The following is a 15018-nucleotide window of genomic DNA, read 5'->3' on the forward strand; positions in this document are numbered from 1 at the left end:
CGATGAGCCTGTTGCTGGATGCCCTGCGCCGCGCCGAGGCGGCCAAGCGTCGCCATGTCGAGGCCGAAGAGCCGGCGCCGGCCGGCTTCCCCGCGCTCGACGTCGAGGCCACGCCGCCGGTAGCGACCGCCGATGCGGTGTTGCCGGCGCATGAGCCGACTCTGCCCGCAAGTATCGAGGCATCGCCATCCTGGACCTTGGCTGACACCGCCGAGCCGAGCCCAGAGCTGCCACCAGCGCTGACCCCGGAGCGCCAGCCACTCGAATTGACGTTGGAGGCCCCGCCGCCGGCGCCGCTTCCCACGGTCGCGCCTATCGACACCGCGCCGGCTGCCGTGTCGCCGGCCGAGGTCGCCGAGGCCAGGCCCGCTGTCGCACCATCGGCCGAGGCCGCCATGGCCGCGCCGCCACCGCGCAAGCCGCTGTTCGAGAAGGCCGCGCCCAGCCTCGGCGCAGAGCCGCTGGGGACGCCGTCGACACCGATACCGACACCTACGCCTGCGCCTGCGCCGGCCGCTGCGGCCAAACCGGCAGCAGCCGGGCCGGCATCGCCGTCGCCCGCCGAACAGGACAAGCGCGAGACCGCCAAGCGCGTGGTGGCCGCTGCGAAGCGCCCGCGCGAACCCTTGAACCGCACCTTGCTGCTGGCCCTGGGCGGTGGGGTCGCCGTGCTGGGTGCGGCGGCTTACCTGTGGTGGCAGATGCAGCCACCGGGCAGCATCACGCTGTTCGGCGCGCTACCGCCCAGCGTCGCTACCCGCGGCGCGGCTGACGAGGCCAACCCGCCGCCCGCGCCGCCCGGCACGGCAGAGCAAGCGGCGCCAGCGGCAGCCGCCAAGCCATCGCCGGCCGAAGCCCCGGCTACTAGCACGAACGCCACGGCGGCCCCCGTGCTGGGTCCCGCCAAGGGCAGGCATGCCGCGCCTGACGGCTCGCCCGCCGTCGAGGCCAAGGCGAGCGCCGTGCCGGCACCGGTGGCCGCCGCACGGCCGCAACGCGAACGGAACGAGCCATCGGCAGTCCGCTTCGTGCCGGGCCAAGCCGAGCAAGCCGTAATGCAGCCGGTGCGCCGCGGCTATGCCGCCTACCAGGCCGGCAATCTGCCGGCGGCCACCACGGCCTACCAGGAGGCCCTGTCCGACGATCCCGGTAGCCGTGATGCCATGCTCGGCCTGGCGGCGGTGGCTGCCCGGCAGGGACGGATGACCGAGGCGCAGCAGTGGTACCAGCGTGTGCTCGCCGCCAACCCGCAGGACCCGGATGCCCAAGCTGGCCTGGCTGCGGTGAGCCGCAGCCAGCAACCGGCCGACCGCGAGGCGCGCCTGCGCGGCCTGATCGAGGCCCAGCCGGAGCGCGCCGAGCTGGCGCAGGAGCTGGCTGGCCTGTACGCGAGCCAGCAGCGCTGGGGCGAGGCGCAGCAGGCCTACTTCCGCGCCTTCACGCTCGATCAGGATAATCCCGACGCTGCGTTCAACCTGGCCGTCAGCCTGGAACACATCGACCAGCCCAAGGCCGCGCTCGACTATTACCGCAAGGCACAAGCGCTGGCAGAGCGCCGCACGCCGCGCTTCCCGCCAGCCGTGGCCGAGCAGCGCATCGCGGCGCTGACGCGCGAGGGTGCCGCGAAACAATGAGCGTGGTCAGAACCAAGCTGCCCCTGGGGGAATTGCTGGTCCAGCGCGGGGTGATCAGCGCCGACCAGCTGCAGATCGCACTGCGCGAGCAGAAGCACACCGGCGTCCCGCTGGGCAAGCAGCTGGTGGCGCTGGGCTTCCTGTCGGAAGCGACGCTGCGCGAGGCGCTGTCGGAAAACCTGGGCCAGGAGAGCGTCGACCTCAACCGCGTGGTGGTCGATCCGACTGCGATCCGGCTGATTCCCAAGGACCTGGCCAAGCGCTTCCTCGCCATCCCGATCGGCTTCTCGCGCGATGGCGCGACCTTGCGTCTGGCCATGGCGAACCCGAACAATCTGGTCGCGCTCGACCAGATCCGCCTGCTGGTCAACGATGCGCTCGCGCTCGAGCCGATGCTCGCTGCCGAGTCGGACGTGCAGCGCGCCATCGACCAGTATTACGGCTACGAGCTGTCGATCGACGGCATCCTGAACGAGATCGAGACCGGTGAGGTCGATTACGCCAGCCTGCAGTACGGCGGCGATGAATACAGCCAGCCGGTGGTGCGGCTGATCGACGCGCTGCTGTCGGATGCGGTGCAGAAGGGCGCGTCGGACATCCACTTCGAGCCCGAGCAGAGCTTCCTGCGCATCCGTTATCGCATCGACGGCGTGCTGCGCCAGGTGCGCAGCCTGCACCGCACCTACTGGCCGGCCATGGCGGTGCGGCTCAAGGTGATGAGCGGCATGAACATCGCCGAGACGCGCGCACCGCAGGATGGCCGCATCTCGCTGACCCTGCTCGGCCGCCCGCTCGATTTCCGCGTCGCGGCGCAGCCCACGGTGCACGGCGAGAACATCGTGCTGCGTATTCTCGACCGGCTCAAAGGGCTGGTGCCGATCGACGGCCTCGGCCTGCCGCCCGACCTGCTGTCGGTGCTGAAGCTGATGATCGCGCGGCCCGAGGGCATCATCCTCGTGACCGGCCCGACCGGCTCGGGAAAGACCACCACGCTGTATTCGATCCTCAACTACGTGAACTCCGAGGGCGTCAACATCATGACGCTCGAAGACCCGGTCGAATACCCGATGCCGATGATCCGCCAGACCAACGTCAACGAGGCGGCCAAGATGGACTTCGCCAACGGTATCCGCTCGCTGATGCGGCAGGACCCGGACATCATCCTGGTCGGCGAGGTGCGCGACCAGGAGACGGCCGAGATGGCCTTCCGCGCCGCGATGACCGGCCACCAGGTGTACACCACGCTGCACACCAACTCGGCGATCGGCGCTATCCCGCGCCTGCTCGATATCGGCGTGCTGCCCGACATCATGGCCGGCAACATCATCGGCATCATCGCTCAGCGGCTGGTGCGCAAGCTGTGCACGCAGTGCCGCCAGGCCTACGCGCCTGATGATTTTGAGCGCATGCTGCTGGGGCTCGACACGGGGCTGGCGGCGCCGACGATTTACCAGGCCACCGGTTGCCCCGCCTGCGATCACCAGGGCTACAAGGGCCGCCTGGCCATCCTCGAACTGTTGCGCATGGATGCCGAGCTCGACGAGCTGATCGCCCGCCGCGCCACTAACCGTGAGGTCAAGCAGGCCGCGCTGGACAAGGGTTTCCGCACGCTCGCCGATGATGCGATCCGCCGCGTGCTCGAAGGCATCACCAGCCTCGACGAGATCAGCCGCGTGGTGGACCTGACCGACAGGGTGCACTGATGCCGATCTACCGCTACAAGAGCATCGACAATGCCGGCGGCCGCATCAGCGGACAGATGGATGCCGCCAACCCGGACGACCTCGAGCAGCGCCTGTCGCGCATGGGGCTCGACCTCATCTCGTTCAGCCTGGCCTCGGCCGGCATGTTGCGGTTTGCCGGCGGCGGCCGCATCAAGCGCCAGGAGCTGATCACCTTCTGCTTTCACCTAGAGCAGCTGACGCGTGCCGGCGTACCGATACTCGATGGCCTCGCCGACCTGCGCGACAGCGTCGATCACCCGCGTTTCCGCGAGGTGGTGGCCAACCTGATCGACAGCATCGAAGGCGGCTTGCAGCTGTCACAGGCGATGGCGCTGCATCCGAAGGTGTTCGACGCGGTGTTCGTCAACCTGATCCGTGCCGGCGAGACCACCGGGCGCCTGCCCGAGGTGCTCAAGGACCTGACCGACGGCCTCAAGTGGCAGGACGAGCTGGCCGCGCAGACCAAGAAGATCATCATGTACCCGGCCTTCGTGACGGTACTGGTGCTGGGTGTGTTCCTGTTCATGCTGTTCTGGCTGGTGCCGCAGCTGGTCGAGCTGTTCAAGTCGCTGCAGGTGGCGATCCCGCTGCAGACGCAGATACTCGTCAACCTGTCGGCCTTCCTGCGCGACTACTGGTATCTGATGATCGCGTTGCCGTTTGCCGTGTGGGGATGGATCGCCTGGCGCCTCAAGTACGACGCCAACTACCGCTACACCTTCGATGGCTACAAGCTGCGCGTGCCCGCCGTCGGGGCGATCCTGCGCAAGATCATCCTGGCGCGCTTCGCCAGCTATTTTGCGCTGATGTTCTCGGCCGGCATCCCGGTGCTGGAGTCGCTGCGCGTGCTCGAAGGCATCGTCGGCAACCGCGTGATCGAGGACGGCCTGAGGCGCACCCGGCGCCTGATCAGCGAGGGCGCCGGCATCGCTGCGGGCTTCGAGCAGGTCAACCTGTTCCCGCCGCTGGTGGTGCGCATGCTCAAGGTCGGCGAGAACACCGGCCAGCTCGACCGCGCCCTGCTCAACGTCTGCTATTTCTACAACCGCGACGTGCGCGAATCGATCGAGCGCGTGCAGGTGATGATCGAGCCGGCCATGACCGTGGTGCTCGGCATCATCATGGCGTGGATCATGTCGTCGGTGCTGGGGCCGGTATTCGATCTCATCAGCAAGATCGGGACGCACTGATGTTCGGGCCGCGCAAGAAACTCCTGCTGCTGCTGTGCAACGATGCGCTGCACGCCTACACCTGGCAGCAGCAGCGCCTGGCGCCGGCCGGGCAATTCCGCAACGACGAGGCGGGCCACGCGGCCTTCGCCGCGCTGCTGGCCGCGCAGCAAGGCGCCATGTGCCATGTGCTGCTCGATGTGGTGGAGGAGGACTTCGCCATCGACACGGCCCCCCACGTCGCCGGTCGCGAGCGTCATGCCATGCTCAAGCGCAAGCTGGAAACCCATTTCCGTGGCGCGCGCTACGCCAACTACTGGATGCAGGGACGGGAACAGGGAGGGCGCCGCGACGACCGCCTGCTGCTGTCGGCGATTTCCAACAACGCCCGGCTCGACCCCTGGCTCGACAGGCTGGACGCGGCGGCCATGCCGCTTGCCGGCGTGCATTCGCTCACGCTGCTCAGTATCACCCTGGCCAGGCACCATGACCTGAGCCACGAGCCGGTGCTGATCGCCAGCTGGCAGCCGGAGAGCGGCCTGCGGCAATCGTTCTACAAGGCGGGCGAGCTCAAATTCTCGCGCCTGACGCCGATACACGATGCGAATCCGGCGCTGCTGGTCGAGCGCATTGGCGTCGAGGCGGAGCGCACGCGGCAGTATGCCGCCAGCCTCAGGCTGATCCAGCGCGGCGAAACGATGCAGACCCTGGTGGTGACGGCCGACGGGCTCGACGAGTCCGCCCTGTCCGCGCTGCCCGCGACGGAAGGAGTAGCCTATCAGGCCATCCTGCTCGACGAGGTGGCGCAGCACTTCCGTACCCAGAGCCATGCCGACGATGCCGGGCTGGCGCAGGTGCTGCTGCGAGCCCTGGGGCAGCACGGCTGGCGCAACCACTATGCCCCGCCCGAGCGGCGGCGCTTCTACCGCCTCTGGCAGGCGGCGCGCGGCCTGACCATCGCCACCGTGGCGGGGACGGTGATCGGCCTGACCTGGGCCGGCAACGAGTGGCTGAACGCAGAAGCGCGGGAGGACGACCTCGACGCGGTCGCCCCGCGCATACGGCAGGTCCAGCAGCAGGCACTCGCCATCCAGCCGCCGGCGAGCGAGCAGGCGCCGCACGTGATGAAGGCGACGGTGATGGCAGTCGATTCGCTCAAGGCCCGCTGGCCGGACATGTTCGCCCGCTGGGCGATGTTTGGCCGCGACTTCCAGGCCTACCCCCAACTGGCCCTGCGTTCGCTGGACTGGTCGGTGGACGGCCAGCCCAGCCTGATCCGCCTGACCGAAGGCGGGGCTACGGCCGCGTCGCCAGCCGCCACCCCGGCCGAGGGCGGGGGCGGGGGCGACGGCCAGCCTGCCACAGTGGCACCCGGCGATACGCTGTACGAATTCCTGGCGATCGGTGGCCGGGTCGACCTCAACGACACCCGTTACCGCCAGACCGACTACCGCCTGCGCCAGCTCGCCGACGGCCTGGCCACGCGGAGCCGCGGAGCGGTCGCGCAGCTGGAGCCGCCGCTCGACGCACGCTCGACGAGCAAGCTCGACCGGCCCGATCTGTCGCAGGACAACGCCGCCACCGGTGCGTTTCAGGTCGAATGGAAGTGGGAGGCCAAGCCGTGATCGCCGAATTCAGGTTTTCGCGCGACGAGCTCAGGCGCCTGCTGCGCCCGCTGCTCATCTTCGGCACGGCCGTAGTGTGCGTCACCGGCGCCGTTGCCGGCACTTGGTATTACCACAGCCGGGTCGAGGCTGAGCTTGCCGAGGCGAGAGGCCGCCTGTCGCAGGCGCTTGCCGGCGTCGAGAGTGCCGAGGTGGCCCACCGCGACTGGAGTGCTTACGACCGGCGATTCCGCGATTTGCAACAGGCCGGCATCGTCGGCGCCGAAGACCGCCTGCAGTGGGCCGAGGCGCTCGAACAGATTGCCCGCGGCTCGCCCGAGCTTGGCCTCAAGTATGAAATCGAACCGCGCAAGGCGCTGCCGGCCCAGTTCGGCAGCGCGCAGGAGTTGCCGATATACGCCAGCACGCTGCGGCTCAACTTCGGTGCACGCCATGAAGAGCAGATCCGCGAGCTGATCCGTGCCGTGCGGCATGACATCAAGGGCCTGACACTGCTCAAGGCCTGCCATGTGGCGCGCGACGCGGACAAGGCCGACTCGCTCGGGCTCGGCGCAGTCTGCGAGCTGCTGCTGATCAGCTTCGACAAGCCGGCGACCGCCGCCGAGGAGACGCCGCAATGAGGGGGCTGCTGACCTGCATCATGCTGTGCGCCGCGAGCCTGAGCCAGGCGGCACCGAGCGCCGACGAGAGCCTGGGACGACTGTTCTTTTCGCCGGCCGAGCGCCAGGCGATGGCGCGGGGGGTGTCCGAGGTCCGGCATGTCGGCAATGTGAGGGTCGATGGCTATGTCGCCAAGCGGGGCGGCCGCCCCGTGGTTTGGGTGAACGGCACCAGCACGGCGGTCGATCACGCGCCTGGTGGCGTCTCTGTCATGGGGGTCGATTCTGGAAAACACAGTGTTCAGCTTCATCTGCCCGACGGACGTAACCTGGTGGTGCGACCGGGAGACGCCTCGGCGGCCGCGACGGTTTCAGCTGGTCGTTGACTGGCACTTTTCTTGCTCGACAAACGGGTATGTTCGATTCCAAAGCACGCAGTCAGTCCCGCCCTCTGGCCGCACAACGTGGCGCAGCGCTGTTGGTGGGGTTGCTTATCCTGATGACAACCTTTGCGCTGGTGCTGGCTGGCAGCATCGCCTCGTCCGCCATCCAGCGGATGCGGCACGACGAGGTAACGACGCGTGCGCTGGCCGAGGCAAAGCGGGGGCTGATTGCCTGGTCCGTGATGCGCAATCCGACCGATCAGCCCAGTGTGTCGGCGCGGCCGGGCGATATGCCGTGCCCGGACATGACCAACCTGCCTGGCAGCCCCTTGTTCGGCACGGCGGCGGCGACCTGTTCTCCTGGCGATCTCGGCTATTTCCCCTGGCGGACCGTCGGCACCGGGCCACTTACCGATTCCGCCGGCGCGCCACTGTGGTATGCCGTTGATGGCGCCTTCAAATGGGGCCTGGCGTTTGGGGCACATGACAGCAAGCCGATCAACAGCGACACCGTCGCCGTGCTGAAGGTGAAGGCTGAGGATGGCGTGACCGACCTGAGCAGCAGTGCCATCGCCGTGATCTTCGCGCCAGGCGGGGCGCTGGCCGGGCAATCCAGGGCCGCGGGCAATGCGGTGTGCGGCGCCACTGGCGGGACAAGCCGGCCGCGACAACGTTGCGCCGATAACTACCTGGAGGCATCGACAGGCATCAACAATGCAAAAAACACCGGGCCGTTCATCAGCGGCGCGCCATCGGCCACGTTCAACGACCGTCTGGTGTGGCTGACCGTTGCCGATGTCATGCCGGGTGTGGAACGCCGCGTGCTGACTTCCGTAAAGCGCATGCTGACGCCTGGCTCGCTGCCCAATCCGGCGCAATTCAACGACCCGGACTGCCGCGACAATGACACCACCACCACCTGCCAGTCGGCTCCGTCCGTGTGTCGCGGCATCCTGCCTGAGTTGCCGGCGATGTCGGCAACGTGGATTGGGCGCAATCACTGGTATCGTCTGGTGTATTACGCGGTAGGGTTGAATGCGGCACCAAATTGCACTGCCGCTCAGACAGTTACCGGTGTTGGGCCGAAACAGGCCGTGCTGATTGCGATGGGGGCAGCCCGGGCGGGGCAGGTCAGAGGTGCACCCTATGCGCTGCGGAACTACCTTGACGACACGGCCAACCAGAGCGGCTGGAGCGGCAGCGGGCCTGGCGCCGATGTGACCGTTCCTCCTTCCGCCACATCCAACGATCAGATGGTGACGATCCCATGAGCCAGTTTTTACGCGAGCGGTACGTTCGTTCCTTGCGTCGCTACGACAGCAGCGGGTTTTCGCTACTGGAACTGGCTATCGTGATGGTGGTGATCTCGCTGTTGCTGGTGGCATTCCTGCCTTCGCTCAACAGCCAGTATGAGCAGCAGCGCGTGGTGACCACGCAGCGTGCCATGGATGAGGCGAAGGAGGCAATCGCAGGCTTCGTGATGCAAAACGGGCGGCTGCCTTGTCCGGCCGACCCGGTCGGCAACCAAGGTACAGAACAACTCGCCGGCAACGCCTGCGCCAATGCAGAGGGAGCGCTACCGTGGGCTACGCTGGGTGTGAAGCAACTTGATGCCTGGGGGCGGCGTTATACCTACCGCGTCGCGCCGGCCTTTGCCGACACCATTGCCGCTGGCACGCCGGGCTGTGCCGGTGTTGCGCCGGCACTGTCGTCGATCGCGATGTGCGCGACCGGCAATATCACGGTCAACGACCGTAGCGGCGGCGGGGCCATTGCGCTTGCCACCGGCGTGCCCGCGGCCATCGTCTCGCACGGCCAGAATGGCTATGGTGCCTATACCGCAAGCGGCACGCAGATCCCGACCGCCGGGGGGACTGCCGACGAGATGGAGAACGCGAATGGCGACGCCGTGTTCGTCAGCCATCCGCGCGATAACAGCAGTTACGACGATCTCGTCGTCTGGTTGCCTAAAGAGCTGATCGTGTCGCGACTGGTAACGGCCGGCCGCCTGCCGTCCTAGTGCCAGTCATGAGTGATGAGGTGCCAGCCGGAACAACACGCCGCCGGGCTCGTTCTGATCAAGCCTGAGCCGATACCCTGATTGTTCCGCCAACTGGGCCACATGATGCAAGCCCACGCCCATGCCGCCGCGCTGCGAGGCGACCGGGTGGCGGAACAGCCGCGTGGTGACCTCGTCGGGGATGGCGTGCCCGCTATCTTCGACGCTCAGGCTGATGCCGCCCTCCCAGCGCATGGCCACGCGTATCTCCACGACCGGCTGCTGGTCGCGTTTTGCCAGTGCATTGCGCAGCAGGTTGTCGAGCACGCTGTCGAATAGCTCCGCCGGCAGCGTATCGTGGCCGCGCAGCGTGCTGGCCGCGAAGCTGATGCCGTGCCCTTGCCAGCGGTCCTGCGCGCGCAGCCACCAGTCCTTCGCCGCCTTGAGCTCGCTGCCTTGGGCCGTCGGGTGACGCAGCCTGTCCAGCGTGCCTTCCAGCCGCTCGGTGATCGCCGGCAGTTGCCGCTTGACCAGCGCCTGCAGGGCCGGCGCCTCGTCGTCGCTGGTGTGCTCGGCCGCCGAGCACAGCGTCTTCAAGGTTTGCAGCAAATTCTTGACGTCGTGGGTGAGCCGCGCGCCGGTCTCGAAGATGGCCTGGTTGTAGGTGTTGACGCGCATGACCTCTTCGCGCTCCTTGGCCAGATAGTGTTCGGCCAGCACCTGGGTGATCAGCTTGACGTGCAGCTGCAGCGCCGGGCCCGGCCGCCGGTTGACAGATAACGTCAGTTGCAGCGGCGGCGCCTCGCTGCGGAGGTGATGTGCCGTCATGACGCCGAGCCCGCCTTGCCTCTGACCTGCTTGCCACTGCAAGCCCTGTACCCACGGCTGCGTCGCCAGCTGTTCCAGCGCCTTGCTCAGGAACTCATCGGGGTCGCGCGCCTGGCGTTGCAACTCGCCGACCCGGGCGAGCCATTCCTCGAATGGCGTGCCGAGGCCGAGCAGGTGGATCGAGAACACATCGGCGATCCCCCAGTTTGCGCGCGCCGGCGACCACAGCCGCGACAGCCCATACAGCGCGAGCGCTGCCAGCAGCATGGCCTCGGCCAGCGCGATGAAGAAGGGCGCGCCGGTCTGCTGGTGCCAGACCACGGCGCCCAGGCCGATCAGCGACACCAGCAGGAATACCAGCAGGCTATAGACGAAATCGAGCGGACGATCAGCCGGGCCCACCGCCAGCCGGTGGCTGCGCAGCGCGGCCAGGATCACCAGCAGCGGCAGCCCCCACTGGGCCAGGGTGTGAAGCCTGGCAGGCAGGGCGACGCCGACCGCGCTGGGGAGCGCGACGGTGAGCGCCATCGTCAGCAGGTAGACGCCGACACCGAGATTGACCGGGGGCGTGCGCTGCCCCGACAAGGACTGGCCGGCCGTCAGCGCGAGCAGGATCGCCAGCCAGATAGACAGCGTCCACCATGTCGCCAGATAGGCCGCCACGCCCACCACGGCCAGGATGGCCGGCGTCTGCCAGCCGCGCAGCACCGCCCGGCGGTTGAGCACGGGCTGCCACAGCAGGAACAGCCCGAAGTGGATCAGCAGCAGCGGCAAGGTCCATTCCCGATCGAGTGCGCCGACCAGCAGCAGGTGCAGGGGCGCCAGCATCAGCACGGATGCGATCGAGGGCGGCGTGTCGGCCAGCGGGCGGTTCAGGCGTCGGAGTCGTGTCGGCATAGGAACGGAGTGTAGCGCCTGTGTTGGCGATATGACGACACTGTCGAAAACCCGACAGCCGCTGTCGGCGTCCCGTCAGAATGTCGGGCGGATCGGGCGGATTGTTGCCGTTTTTGCTTCGCAGCCGCTGGCACAGTGTTTGCGTAAGGGGTTGCGTCTAGTTGCTCCATGATGAGGATAGCTTATGCAACGCAAGCACAACGGTTTCACCCTGGTCGAGCTCGCCATTGTACTGGTCGTGATTGGCTTGATCCTGGGGATGGTATTCAAGGGCCGCGATCTGATCGACGGCGCCAAGGTCAAGAACGCATCGGCACAGGTGACCAAGGTCCAGGCTGCGATCAATACCTATTTCGAACGCTACAACACGGTGGTGGGGGATGGCTGCGGCACCTTCGTCACTACCGGAAACGTGTGTACCGGCGGCACCGCCAACGGCATGCTGAACGCCAACGCAGAGGCCGGCTCTGCCATCAACCTGCTGATCAACTCGGGTATGCTGCAACAGGCGGACCTGCGCTCGCCGTGGGGCAACAACTGGTTCATCACGACGACTGCAGCCAACGCGGCACAGCGCCGCGATGCCAACGTCGCCTACGTGATGGTCGGCAACAATCAGACGCCTGCGCCGCTGGCTGCCTTGCCGGGTGCCGGTAACGTCGATATCCGCCACGTCTGTGCCCTCGATCGCGCGATCGACGATGGCAACCCGACCACCGGTACGGTTCGTTCGAGCGCTACAGCCGGCCCTAGCGGTGCGACGAGCTACGATGCGACGACCGACTGCTACGCCAGCACCCAGACCGGGCAGGTCACACTGGCGGTACGTGTTCTCCCCTGATGCCGGGATGACATGAATGAAAAAGGCGCCTGCGGGCGCCTTTTTTGTTTTCGCGTGGCAGAACAAACTCAAGGCTTGTTCATCATGTCCTTCTGCAGCTGCGTGATGTAGCGCTGCAGCACATTCTGCTGGCTTGGCGATAGTTCGAGAAACTGGCAGCCGATATACAGCACCTCGTTGCCGTTGCGTTGCCGCTCGACGCGCCGGTTGCGCACCTCGAGGCCGAAGCGCAGCGTGCCAAACTGCGGCAGGTCGAGCGTGCAATCCTCGAAACGGTCGAGCACCTGGAAGTCGGCGCGCGGGTTGGGCATGGTCAGGCACAGGCCGCCCAGGCTGATGTCGTGCAGCGGGAATTCCTGCCTGCCTGCCGGGTGGTCAAAAAGCTTGCAGCGCTGCGGGTTGACGATGGGCATGTGAATGCGGAAATACTCGCGCCGCTGCAGCTTGATCAGCGAGGTCGGCAGCGGCAGCTGGAAGGCCTGGTGCCCTTCATGCGTGACGGCCTTGACCGCGGCGCAGGCAAACTGGTGCTTGATCCCATCGGGTGTCGCAACGAACACATTGCGCTCGGACTGCAGCAATCGCCGATTCACGTCGGCGCTGCCCGACTGGTCGATGTAAAACACCTGGGCCTTCTGATCGACGCCGACGATCGTGGTCAGCGTGAAATGTTCGCCATGATGAAAGTAGACGGCGATAAGCTCATGCTTGACCATGAGTTGCCGCAGGGTATGGGCAATGTCGAATACCGACGTGAGTTCGAACTGGTGAATGTCGGCTGCGTCGGAGATCGGTTTGGGTGCTGTGGAGTCGTCGGTCATGTCTGTACATCAATCGGCGTGCCCGGTGGTTTCTTTAAGCACTGCGTGCCGTTCCGCACCGGGCCAACGAAAAAACGCCCGGTTTTGCGCCGGGCGTCTTCATTGTAACCCAATTACCGTTTCCGGTAGGGGCTTGATCCTGCACTGGCGCCGGCCGGGACGAGTTTGCCATCGTGGTCGACTCGTCCTGGCCTTGGCGCTTATTTGGCAGCGAGCTTGGCCTTCAGCTCACGACGGCGACGGTGCAGCACCGGCTCGGTGTAGCCGTTAGGCTGCTTCACGCCCTCGAACACCAGTTCGCACGCGGCCTGGAAGGCCACGCTGCCGTCGAAGTCCGCTGCCATCTTGATGTACAGAGGATCGCTGGCGTTCTGCTGGTCGACGATGGCGGCCATGCGCTTCATCACGTCCATCACCTGCGCTTCTGTGCAGATGCCATGGCGCAGCCAGTTGGCCACGTGCTGGCTGGAGATGCGCAGCGTGGCGCGGTCTTCCATCAGGCCGACGTTGTGGATGTCCGGTACCTTGGAGCAACCCACGCCCTGGTCGACCCAGCGCACGACGTAGCCGAGGATACCCTGGCAGTTGTTTTCGAGTTCCGACTGGATCTCGTCTGCCGACCAGTCGGTGCTCGGTGCCAGCGGGATGGTCAGGATGTCGTCCACGGAGGCCTTGATGCGGCTCTTCAGCTCTTCCTGGCGAGCCTGCACGTTGACCTTGTGGTAGTGCATCGCATGCAGCGTGGCGCCGGTCGGGGAGGGGACCCACGCGCAGTTGGCGCCGGCATTCGGGTGACCGAGCTTGGTGGCGACCATTTCCTTCATCAGGTCGGGCTTGGGCCACATGCCCTTGCCGATCTGCGCCTTGCCGCGCAGGCCGCAGGCCAGGCCGACATCGACGTTGGCGTTCTCGTAGGCGCCGATCCACTTTTCCTGCTTCATGGCTTCCTTGCGCACCACGGCGCCGGCTTCCATCGAGGTGTGGATTTCGTCACCGGTACGGTCCATGAAGCCGGTGTTGATGAAGATCGTACGGTCCTTGGCCTGGCGGATGCATTCCTTCAGGTTGACGGAGGTGCGGCGCTCTTCGTCCATGATGCCGATCTTCAGCGCGTTGCGCTTCAGACCGATGGCGTCTTCGACACGGCCGAACAGCTCGACGGCGAAGGCGACTTCTTCCGGGCCGTGCATCTTCGGCTTCACGATGTACATCGAGCCGGTGCGCGAGTTGCTCAGCTTGTTCTGGCCGAGGATGTCCTGCTTGGCGATCAGCGCGGTGACCATGGCATCCATGATGCCTTCGAACACTTCCTCGCCTTGGTACAGGATGGCCGGATTGGTCATCAGATGACCCACGTTGCGCAGCAACAGCAGCGAACGGCCGTGCAGGCGAAGTTCCTGGCCTTGCGCGCCGGTGAATACGCGGTCGCCGTTCATGCGGCGGGTCACCTGCTTGCCGCCCTTCTCGAAGGTGTCTTCGAGCGAGCCGTTCATCAGGCCGAGCCAGTTGGCGTAGACCTCGACCTTGTCCTCGGCATCGACTGCCGCGACGGAGTCTTCACAATCCTGGATCGTGGTGACGGCGGCTTCGAGCACGACATCCTTGATGCGGGCCGGGTCGGTCTTGCCGATCGGGCTGTCGCCATCGATCTGGATCTCGACGTGCAGGTTGTTGTTCTTGAGCAGCACGGAGGTCGGGTTGGCTGCGTCGCCGGTATAACCGACGAACTTCTCGGGCTGCGCCAGACCGACCTGTTCGCCACCCTTCAGCGTGACGACGAGCTTGCCGTCGGAAACGGCGTAGTTGGTCGAATCCTTGTGCGATGCAGCAGCCAGCGGGGCGGCTTCATCGAGGAAGTTGCGTGCGTATTCGATGACCTTGGCGCCACGGACCGGGTTGTAACCCTTGCCCTTTTCGGCGCCGCCTTCGTCGCTGATCACGTCGGTGCCGTACAGTGCATCGTACAGGCTGCCCCAGCGAGCATTGGCAGCGTTTAGCGCGTAACGGGCGTTCTTGACCGGCACCACGAGCTGTGGGCCGGCGAGCACGGCGATTTCTTCATCGACATTCTCGGTGGCGATGTCGAAGTCGGCGCCTTCCGGCTGCAGATAGCCTATCTCGACCAGGAAAGCCTTGTAGGCGGCGAAGTCGAGCTTCGGGTTGGCACGGTGCCAGGCATCGATCTTGGCCTGCAGGTCGTCGCGCTTGGCGAGCAGGGCCTGATTCTTCGGCGTCAGGTCGGCAACGATTTGTTCGAATGCTGCCCAGTAGGCTGCGGCGCCAATGCCGGTGCCCGGGAGGATGCGGTCGACGATGAGATCATGCAATTCCTTGGCGATCTCAAGGCCACCGTGCTGAATGCGTGTGGTCATGGTGGGAGTCTCATGCTTGTGCGACGCGGTGCTGGGGGGGCGGCGCGGCCAACGGCAGGCGCGGCAGCGGCAGGCTCAGCCCGGTCTGTGATGCGATAGACAAAAAACCGCACGAGTCGCCCCGTG

General features: G+C 66.3%; 12 protein-coding genes. 9 read left to right on the forward strand and 3 right to left on the reverse strand.

Going from position 1 to position 15018, the window contains the following annotated elements; genetic code table 11:
* Positions 1-2: 2 nt before the first annotated feature.
* From ABWL39_RS09665 to ABWL39_RS09700, 8 genes are read left to right on the forward strand one after another with little or no spacing between them, the layout of a single operon-like run.
* A complete protein-coding gene (locus ABWL39_RS09665) occupies positions 3-1634 on the forward strand; it encodes a tetratricopeptide repeat protein (protein ID WP_367789725.1) in 1632 nt (543 codons plus the stop codon).
* Positions 1631-3337, forward strand: coding sequence for a GspE/PulE family protein (locus tag ABWL39_RS09670; protein WP_367789728.1), 1707 nt, complete (start codon positions 1631-1633; stop codon positions 3335-3337). Before ABWL39_RS09665 ends, ABWL39_RS09670 begins: the two co-directional genes overlap by 4 nt.
* On the forward strand, positions 3337-4548 hold the full coding sequence (locus ABWL39_RS09675) for a type II secretion system F family protein (protein WP_367789731.1): 1212 nt from the start codon (positions 3337-3339) through the stop codon (positions 4546-4548). Before ABWL39_RS09670 ends, ABWL39_RS09675 begins: the two co-directional genes overlap by 1 nt.
* Positions 4548-6152, forward strand: a complete 1605-nt coding sequence (locus tag ABWL39_RS09680; protein ID WP_367789734.1) for a hypothetical protein — start codon at positions 4548-4550, stop codon at positions 6150-6152. The genes ABWL39_RS09675 and ABWL39_RS09680 overlap by 1 nt, the downstream gene beginning before the upstream one ends.
* Positions 6149-6772 (forward strand): hypothetical protein, encoded by a 624-nt coding sequence (locus ABWL39_RS09685; protein ID WP_367789737.1) that lies wholly within the window; start codon positions 6149-6151, stop codon positions 6770-6772. Before ABWL39_RS09680 ends, ABWL39_RS09685 begins: the two co-directional genes overlap by 4 nt.
* On the forward strand, positions 6769-7137 hold the full coding sequence (locus ABWL39_RS09690; protein ID WP_367789739.1) for a hypothetical protein: 369 nt from the start codon (positions 6769-6771) through the stop codon (positions 7135-7137). The genes ABWL39_RS09685 and ABWL39_RS09690 overlap by 4 nt, the downstream gene beginning before the upstream one ends.
* 29 nt (positions 7138-7166) lie before the next feature.
* Positions 7167-8405: a hypothetical protein gene (locus ABWL39_RS09695; RefSeq protein WP_367789741.1), complete on the forward strand. Its 1239-nt coding sequence runs from the start codon at positions 7167-7169 to the stop codon at positions 8403-8405.
* Positions 8402-9154: a type II secretion system protein gene (locus ABWL39_RS09700; RefSeq protein WP_367789744.1), complete on the forward strand. Its 753-nt coding sequence runs from the start codon at positions 8402-8404 to the stop codon at positions 9152-9154. The genes ABWL39_RS09695 and ABWL39_RS09700 overlap by 4 nt, the downstream gene beginning before the upstream one ends.
* A 6-nt stretch (positions 9155-9160) precedes the next feature.
* Here the strand turns inward: ABWL39_RS09700 and ABWL39_RS09705 are convergent, their stop codons facing one another.
* The gene (locus ABWL39_RS09705; RefSeq protein ID WP_367789747.1) at positions 9161-10858 is read right to left on the reverse strand and encodes an ATP-binding protein; all 1698 of its coding nucleotides are present in this window, start codon (positions 10856-10858) and stop codon (positions 9161-9163) included.
* A 184-nt stretch (positions 10859-11042) separates the two neighbouring features.
* On the opposite strand from ABWL39_RS09705, the gene ABWL39_RS09710 reads away from it, so the two are divergent.
* Positions 11043-11699: a type II secretion system protein gene (locus tag ABWL39_RS09710; protein WP_367789750.1), complete on the forward strand. Its 657-nt coding sequence runs from the start codon at positions 11043-11045 to the stop codon at positions 11697-11699.
* A gap of 68 nt (positions 11700-11767) precedes the next feature.
* Here the strand turns inward: ABWL39_RS09710 and ABWL39_RS09715 are convergent, their stop codons facing one another.
* Together ABWL39_RS09715 and ABWL39_RS09720 are read right to left on the reverse strand one after the other, a co-directional pair.
* Complete coding sequence (locus tag ABWL39_RS09715) at positions 11768-12520, reverse strand: flagellar brake protein (protein WP_367789752.1); 753 nt, start codon at positions 12518-12520, stop codon at positions 11768-11770.
* Between the two features lie 200 nt (positions 12521-12720).
* Entirely contained in the window at positions 12721-14892 is a 2172-nt protein-coding gene (locus tag ABWL39_RS09720; RefSeq protein WP_367789755.1) for a malate synthase G, read from the reverse strand.
* Positions 14893-15018 lie beyond the last annotated feature (126 nt).

Source organism: Chitinivorax sp. PXF-14, from assembly GCF_040812015.1.
Lineage (GTDB): Bacteria > Pseudomonadota > Gammaproteobacteria > Burkholderiales > SCOH01 > JBFNXJ01.

Excerpts from the sequence above, each read along its gene's own strand:
- ABWL39_RS09700 (WP_367789744.1), top strand. The coding sequence starts at position 8,402 with ATGAGCCAGTTTTTACGCGAGCGGTACGTTCGTTCCTTGCGTCGCTAC.
- ABWL39_RS09675 (WP_367789731.1), top strand. The coding sequence starts at position 3,337 with ATGCCGATCTACCGCTACAAGAGCATCGACAATGCCGGCGGCCGCATC.
- ABWL39_RS09695 (WP_367789741.1), top strand. The coding sequence starts at position 7,167 with ATGTTCGATTCCAAAGCACGCAGTCAGTCCCGCCCTCTGGCCGCACAA.
- ABWL39_RS09665 (WP_367789725.1), top strand. The coding sequence starts at position 3 with ATGAGCCTGTTGCTGGATGCCCTGCGCCGCGCCGAGGCGGCCAAGCGT.
- ABWL39_RS09710 (WP_367789750.1), top strand. The coding sequence starts at position 11,043 with ATGCAACGCAAGCACAACGGTTTCACCCTGGTCGAGCTCGCCATTGTA.
- ABWL39_RS09715 (WP_367789752.1), bottom strand. The coding sequence starts at position 12,520 with ATGACCGACGACTCCACAGCACCCAAACCGATCTCCGACGCAGCCGAC.
- ABWL39_RS09705 (WP_367789747.1), bottom strand. The coding sequence starts at position 10,858 with ATGCCGACACGACTCCGACGCCTGAACCGCCCGCTGGCCGACACGCCG.
- ABWL39_RS09670 (WP_367789728.1), top strand. The coding sequence starts at position 1,631 with ATGAGCGTGGTCAGAACCAAGCTGCCCCTGGGGGAATTGCTGGTCCAG.
- ABWL39_RS09720 (WP_367789755.1), bottom strand. The coding sequence starts at position 14,892 with ATGACCACACGCATTCAGCACGGTGGCCTTGAGATCGCCAAGGAATTG.
- ABWL39_RS09680 (WP_367789734.1), top strand. The coding sequence starts at position 4,548 with ATGTTCGGGCCGCGCAAGAAACTCCTGCTGCTGCTGTGCAACGATGCG.
- ABWL39_RS09690 (WP_367789739.1), top strand. The coding sequence starts at position 6,769 with ATGAGGGGGCTGCTGACCTGCATCATGCTGTGCGCCGCGAGCCTGAGC.